The following is a 7012-nucleotide window of genomic DNA, read 5'->3' as shown; positions in this document are numbered from 1 at the left end:
GCGCGGGTTCCACGGGCGGCAGGCCGAGCTCGTCCGGGTCACGCAGGCCCTCGCCACCGCCGAGGCGCCCATCGCGCTGGTCACCGGGCCCGCGGGCGTCGGCAAGACCTCGCTCGCCGTGCACTGGGCGCACACCCACTGCGCCGCCTACCCGGACGGCCGCCTCTTCGCCGACCTGCGCGGCCACAGCGGCACCGACCCGGCCGAACCCGCCGACGTACTGCGCGAGTTCCTGCTCGCCCTCGGCGTGGAGGCACCGGCCGTGCCCGCCTCACCGGAGGCCGCCGCCGCGCTCTTCCGCTCCCTGGTCAAGGAGCGGCGCCTGCTCGTCGTGCTCGACAACGCCAAGGACTCCGCCCAGGTCCGCCCGCTGCTGCCCGGCGGCACCGCCTGCGCCACCGTCGTCACCGGCCGCACGCGCCTCGACGGCATCATGGCCTCGGACTGCGCGACGCCCGTCCCGGTCGACGTGCTCGACGAGGACGAGGCCGCACGGCTGCTGACCGGCGCGCTCGACGGCGTCCCGGAGTCGGACGCCGCCGCCGTACGCACCGTGGCCCGGCTCTGTGACGGCCTGCCGCTCGCCCTGCGCATCGCCGCCGCGCGCGTACGGGCCAGGCGGCACCGGACCGTCGCCGACCTGGCCGTCGAACTCGCCGACGAGCAGGCCCGGCTCGCCCTGCTCTCCGTCGAGGACACCGGTGTCGAGACCGCGCTGCGCGCCTCCGTCGCCCGCCTCGACGCCGCCGACGCCCGGCTGCTCGCCGCGCTCGGCCACTCCTTCACCCGCGAGAGCGACGCGTACGCCGCCGCTGCCGCCGCGGGCATCCCGCTGGCCGAGGCGCGCGCGGGCCTCGACCGGCTTGCCGACGCCCACCTCGTCCAGGAGGCCGCGCCCGGCCGCTACACCCTCCACGACCTCGTGCGCCTCTACGCCCGCGGGCTGCCCGCCACCCGGCTCGGCGTCGGCGCGGACCTCGGCGCGGACGTCGGTGCCGACGCGGTCACCCGTCGCCTCGTCGACCACTGGCTGCGCGCCCAGCTCGCCGCCGTGGACGTCTTCGATCCCAACGGTTACCGCACCGTCCCACCCCCCGACGACCTCGAAACGAACCTGCCCGTACCGGAGTTCCCCGTACCGGACTTCCCCAGCCGCGACGCCGTCCTCGCCTGGTTCATCGACGAGCAGGAGTCCCTGGTCGCCGCAGTCGCCGCGGCCGCGCGGCTCGGCGACGACAGCCGCACCTGGCGGATCGCCGCCGTGCTGTGGCCGCTGGTGCAGTGGCGGCCGCACCCCGGCTGGCAGGTGCCGCTGCGCACGGCCCTCGCCGCCGCCGAGCGCGTCGGCAGCGCCGAAGGCGTGGGGCGGCTGCGCGCCACGACCGGGATGCTGCTCGTGGAGACCGGGCAGTTCGCGCGGGCCGAGGCGTACCTGACCGGTTCGCTCGCCCCGCTGCGCAGCTTCGCGCCCGAGGTCGCCGCGCACACCCTCGTACTCGTCGGCATGGTGCGCCAGCGCCTCGGCGACTTCGACGGCGCGCTCGCCGCGCTCGACGAGGCCGCGCGCACCGCCCGCGCCATCGACCACCCCACCGCGCCCACCCTTGAGCACTACCACGCCACCCATCTCGCCTTGGCCGAGCGCGACTTCACGGCGGCGGCCGGGCATGTGGCGCGCTGCCTCGAGACCATCCCCGAGGAGGAGATCGCCGGATGGCGACCCCTGATCTGGGAGTCGTACGGCGTCGCCCTGCACCACAGCGGACTCCACCAGGAGGCCCGCGACGCGCTGCTCTCCGCGCTCGAAGCCACCGAGGAGGAGGACCTGCCCGCCCGTACCGTGCGTGCCCTGACCCGGCTCGGGGAGGTCGCCGCGGTGCTCGACGGACCGGCGGGCGAGGCCGCCTACCGGGCCCGAGCGGAACGCCTCCAGGCGTCCCTGGACCCCTCCTGAGCGGCGCGGTGGCCTGGTATCGGGCTGCGGCAACGTTTCGTTAGTCAGGCGTTAGCGGAACGGCAGCGCGGGGCGGAAGGCTGAGTCACGCAAGCGACCACCACCACTCGGGGGATGACCACATGCGCACCGCCCTTCGCACGAACGCCAAGAACGCCTCGCTGGCCGTCGCCGCCGCGGCGGCGCTGGCCCTCACGCTGACCGCGTGCGACGACGGCAGCGGCACGAAGGACAGCGGCGCGGCCGCTCCCAGCTCCGCGTCGGCCTCGACCACACCCGGCGACTCCGCCGCGCCGAGCGACGGCTCGCCCTCCGCGAGCGCCGCGCCCGCCAAGGGCACCGGCCGGACCAGCGACACCGGCTCCGGCTCCGGCTCCAGCACCAGTTCCGGCTCCGGCCCCGGCTCCGGATCCGGATCCGGATCCGGATCCGGATCCGGATCAAGTTCCGGCAGCGTCCCCTCGGGCGACGACCCGGCGCGCGGCCACGACCAGTGCGTCAACACCGGTGGAGCCGAGGGCTGTTACAGCGGCACCCTGACCTACCTGGCCGACCACAAGATGATGGTCGGCAACCAGGCCTTCGACGTCGACACCACCACCAAGATCCTCGGCGCCGCGGCGATCTGCGGCCCCGCGGACGGCAGCGTCTCCACCGACGAGCAGGGCGGCACGACACCGTGCACCTACGACCAGCTGGTCAAGGCCGCCAAGATGGGCTCCGTCAAGGTGCGCGTCGTCAAGGACAGCACCGGCCTCGCCGCCTCGGTCCGCGAGATCTACCACCCGTAAGAACGCCGGGACCGCCTGAGGTCAGTGCCCCTGCGGATCCATCCCGGCCAGCACCAACGGCAGGCGCTCCGTCCCGCCCTCGGCGACGACCCGTACCGGAACACCCCAGTCCTGCTGGTGGACATGGCAGGCGGGGTACTCGTTGGCCGGGTCGTCGTCGCACGAGGCGGCCATCGCCGAGACATGCAGCACGCCCTCGGTGACCTCCGGGTTCAGGGTCAGCTCACGGTGGAGGTCGGTGCCCGCGCCGTCGCCCGCCGCCAGCAGCTCGGGCGGCGTCGCGGAGACGAGCAGCCGGGTAGACGGGCCGTAACGGGTGTCCAGCTTCTGCCCGGCGGGCGCCTGGAAGACGACGTCAAGGCGCAAGGCCCCGCCCGCGATCTCGGTCGCGGCGCGCTGCGTGCGGTGGGCGACGGACTCGACCCGTACCGCCTCCTCCGGCAGCCGCAGCCGGGTCAGCCGGTGCCGCGCGGACTCCACGACCACGATGTCGCCCGTTCCGTCGGCCTCCTCCACCAGCACGGCGTCGCTGGGCTCGCGCAGGTCCGTGGCGAGGGTCGTCACCCGCCCGCTCGCCGGGTCGTAGCGGCGCAGCGCGTGGTTGTACGTGTCCGCGACCGCGACCGAGCCGTCCGGCAGGGCGGTGACGCCCAGCGGGTGCTGGAACAGGGCCTGCCCCGCGTCTCCGTCGCGGTGCCCGAAGTCGAAGAGGCCGGTGCCGACGGCGGTGTGCACGGCGCCGTCCCGGTCCACGTACCGCAGCGCCGACGTCTCGGAGTCGGCCACCCACAGCCGCTCCCCGTCGAGCGAGGCGGCGAGCCCGGACGGCTGCGCGAACCATGCCTGGTCACCGGGCCCGTCGACAAGCCCCTCGTTCGTCGTCCCCGCCGCGACAGCGACGGCCTTCGTCTCCGGGTCGTACGTCCACAGCTGATGCACGCCCGCCATGGCGATCCACACCTTGCCGCCGAACACGGCCACGTCCCACGGCGAGGACAGGTCCACGTCGAGGGCAGGCCCGCTGGTCGGCGACCCCTGCCACCACTGCCGCCCGGTCCCGGCGAGCGTGGTGACGGCTCCGGTCGACAGGTCGAGGGCGCGCAGCGCGTGGTTCACGGTGTCGGCGACGACCACGGTGTTCTCGTCGAGCAGGGCGAGCCCCTGCGGCTCGTTGAAGGCATCGGGCCCGAAGCCGCGCTCACCGCTGCCGATCCGCCGCACGACGCTCTCCCCGTCGCCGGCCAGCTCGACCAGCTGATGCCGGGTGGTGTCGGAGACCAGCAGGTTCCCGGACGGCAGCCGCAGCGCCTTCCCGGGGAAGCGCAGGTCACCGGCGACCGGCTCGGGCGCCACGTACGGCCCGTCGCCGCGCCGCAGCGTCCCCTTCGCCTCGTGCTCCGCCTCCAGCTCCTCGACGAGCTTCGCGAGGGCGTGCGCGTGCCCCTCACCGGCGTGCTGCGCGACGACGTACCCCTCCGGGTCGATCACGACGAGTGTCGGCCAGGCGCGGACCGCGTACTGCTTCCAGGTCGCGAGCTCCGGGTCGTCGAGCACCGGGTGCTCCACCCCGTACCGCTCGACGGCGTCCACGACCGCCGCGTGCTCGGCCTCGTGCACGAACTTCGGCGAGTGCACGCCGATGATCACCAGAGTGTCCCGGTGCTTCTCCTCCAGCTCGCGCAGCTCGTCGAGGACGTGCAGGCAGTTGATGCAACAGAAGGTCCAGAAATCCACAACAACGCACTTACCTCGCAGGTCGGCGAGGGTCAGCTCTGTGCCGCCGGTGTTCAGCCAGCCCCCCTTGCCGATCAGCTCAGGAGCACGGACACGGGCGCGACGGGCAGCGGCGGCAGCCGGATCGGCAGGGGCGGAGTCGTTCATGATTCAAGAGTGCCATGCGTGCCCGGTGGTCGAGTCCACATGGTCCGGTACGGGGTCGTGGGCGTCACCCGTGGTGGCGGTGCCGGTCGGTTCGAGGAGCAGGATCGCGGTGCCGGGGGCCGCGGAGGGCTTGTGCCAGGTGCCGCGCGGGACCGTGAAGACCGAGCCCTTGTCGAGGACGACCTCGCGTTCGCCGTCGTCCTCCCGCAGGGCGATCGTCAGCCGGCCCTCGACGACCAGGAAGAACTCGTCCGTGTCCTCGTGCACGTGCCAGACGTGCTCGCCCTCCGCCTTCGCGACGCGTACGTCGTAGTCGTTGACTGTCGTGAGGATACGAGGGCTCCACAGGGCGTCGAAGGACCGGAGGGCCTGGGAGAGGGAGACGGAACGAGGGGCAGGGCCGGAGCCGGGGCGAGAGAGGGGATTCATGCACACCATCCTCGGGTGGCCCTCGGCCGCGCACGAGTGCTAGACATCGCACATGGCGCAAGGATCCTCGCATCAGCCGTACCAGCCGCATCAGCCGCACGAGTCGCAGGAGCCCCAGGGTCCGCAGGGACCGCCGAGGGCGCAGAGATCACACGAGTCGCAGCGACCGCAGGAGCCGCACCGCGTGGTGGTGATCGTCGACGAGGGGGTGAACCCGTTCGAGGTCGGCGTCGCCACCGAGGTGTTCGGGCTGCCCCGGCCGGAGTTGGGGCGGGCGGCGCCCCTGTACGAGCTGACGCTGTGCACGCCCGCGCCGGACCTCCGGATGAACCACGGGTTCTTCTCGATGACCGGGACCGCGGGGCTCGACGCCGTCGACTCGGCGGACACGCTGATCGTGCCGGGGCGGCCGGACAACGTCGTGCCGCGCACCGCGCCCGTGCTCGACGCGATCCGCCGCACCCACGCGCGCGGGGCGCGTGTCGCCAGTTTCTGTACGGGGGCGTTCGCGCTCGCCGAGGCGGGGCTGCTCGACGGGCGCCGCGCCACCACGCACTGGCGGTGGGTGGACGAGTTCCGCGCGCTGCACCCCAGGGTGCTGCTGGAACCGGACGTGCTGTACGTCGACGAGGGTGACGTGTTGACCGCCGCCGGCAGTGCAGCCGCGCTCGACCTCGGGCTCTACCTGGTGCGGTGTGACCACGGCGCCGAGGTGGCCAACTCGGTCTCCCGGCGCCTCGTCTTCGCCGCCCACCGGGACGGCGGGCAACGGCAGTTCGTGGAGCGCCCGTTGCCCGTCGTGCCGGACGCCTCGCTCGCGCCGGTCATCGCCTGGGCGCAGGAGCGGCTCGACCGTCCGCTGGTGGTGGCCGATCTGGCCGCCCGCGCCGCCGTCAGCCCGGCCACGCTGCACCGCAGGTTCCGGGCCGAGCTGGGGACGACACCGCTGGCGTGGCTCCTTGCCGAACGGACGGCGCTGGCGTGCCGGTTGATCGAGCGGGGCGAGGAGCGGCTCGACGTGGTGGCGGCGCGCACCGGCCTGGGCACCGCCGCCAATCTGCGGTTTCACGTGAAACGGGTGACGGGGTTGAGCCCGTCGGCGTACCGGAGGAGATTCGGCGGCAGAGCGGCGTGCTGAACACCTTGCCGAGCAGCGCGGCGGGGCCCGCGAATACCGCCAACGGTTGCACGGAACGGGCCGCGCGGCCCCGTGGGAGGGGTCCGGGCGCGGATTTCGGGCACTGTTCGACGTATGCGCTACGAAGTGAGAGAACGGCTCTTCGCCGTGGGCGAGGACTACTGGATCGAGGACGAGCACGGCCGCAAGGCATATCTCGTCGACGGCAAGGCGATGCGGCTGCGCGACACGTTCGAGCTCAAGGGGCACGACGGGCGGGTCCTCGTCGACATCCACCAGAAGATGCTGGCGCTGCGCGACACGATGATCATCGAGCGCGGCGACGAGGAACTGGCCCGGATCAAGCGCAAGCGCTGGTCTCTGCTGCGCAACCACTACCGGGTGGAGCTGGTGGACGGCACCGAGCTGGACGTCAGCGGGAAGATCCTCGACCGCGAGTTCGTGGTGGAGTACGACGGCGAGGTGCTCGCCGTCATCTCCCGCCGCTTCCTGCGGCTGCGCGACACGTACGGCATCGACGTCATCCGCGACGACACCGATCCGGCGCTGCTGATCGCGGTGGCGGTCTGCGTCATCCACCTGGCGGAGAAGGAGGCGGGCGAGGTGGACTAGGGGCGGCGCGGCGGCCCTGCCGGGGCCGCGAGCCGACGTGGACGCTGCCACGCACCTGCCGGGGCCGCGAGCCGACTTGGACGCTCTTCCGCCGGGGCGGCAGACGGGGCAGGGCGACAGGGTGGGCAAGGCGGCACCCTCGGCGCGGCGCGCCCGACCGGGCACGACCGACCACAGCGCGGCGGCGCGCCCCCAACCGGGCAAGGC

At 73.6% G+C, this 7012-nt stretch carries 6 protein-coding genes; 4 read left to right on the top strand and 2 right to left on the bottom strand.

The genetic code is table 11. From position 1 onward, the window contains the following. Positions 1-1954: AAA family ATPase (locus OFY01_RS29785; protein WP_266605177.1), on the top strand; the 1954-nt coding region annotated here is incomplete at its 5' end. A 122-nt stretch (positions 1955-2076) separates the two neighbouring features. After that, the gene (locus tag OFY01_RS29780) at positions 2077-2745 is read left to right on the top strand and encodes a hypothetical protein (protein ID WP_266605175.1); all 669 of its coding nucleotides are present in this window, start codon (positions 2077-2079) and stop codon (positions 2743-2745) included. A gap of 21 nt (positions 2746-2766) precedes the next feature. On the opposite strand, the gene OFY01_RS29775 is transcribed toward OFY01_RS29780, so the two are convergent. Together OFY01_RS29775 and OFY01_RS29770 are read right to left on the bottom strand one after the other, a co-directional pair. Then, the gene (locus OFY01_RS29775; RefSeq protein ID WP_266605173.1) at positions 2767-4626 is read right to left on the bottom strand and encodes an NHL domain-containing thioredoxin family protein; all 1860 of its coding nucleotides are present in this window, start codon (positions 4624-4626) and stop codon (positions 2767-2769) included. A gap of 3 nt (positions 4627-4629) precedes the next feature. Then, positions 4630-5055 carry a cupin domain-containing protein gene (locus OFY01_RS29770; protein WP_266605171.1) on the bottom strand — a complete coding sequence of 142 codons (426 nt, stop codon included), beginning with the start codon at positions 5053-5055 and terminating at the stop codon, positions 4630-4632. Positions 5056-5245: 190 nt separating this feature from the next. Here OFY01_RS29770 and OFY01_RS29765 point away from each other — a divergent pair, with 190 nt between their 5' ends. Both OFY01_RS29765 and OFY01_RS29760 read left to right on the top strand, forming a co-directional pair. Continuing rightward, positions 5246-6193 carry a helix-turn-helix domain-containing protein gene (locus OFY01_RS29765; RefSeq protein WP_266605180.1) on the top strand — a complete coding sequence of 316 codons (948 nt, stop codon included), beginning with the start codon at positions 5246-5248 and terminating at the stop codon, positions 6191-6193. Between the two features lie 114 nt (positions 6194-6307). Beyond that, on the top strand, positions 6308-6805 hold the full coding sequence (locus OFY01_RS29760) for an LURP-one-related/scramblase family protein (RefSeq protein ID WP_266605169.1): 498 nt from the start codon (positions 6308-6310) through the stop codon (positions 6803-6805). Positions 6806-7012: the final 207 nt, after the last annotated feature.

Source organism: Streptomyces beihaiensis, from assembly GCF_026274175.1.
GTDB classification, from domain to species: Bacteria; Actinomycetota; Actinomycetes; order Streptomycetales; family Streptomycetaceae; genus Streptomyces; species Streptomyces beihaiensis.
Note: the sequence above shows the minus strand (reverse complement) of the source record. Positions and strands in the feature narration are given on the sequence as shown.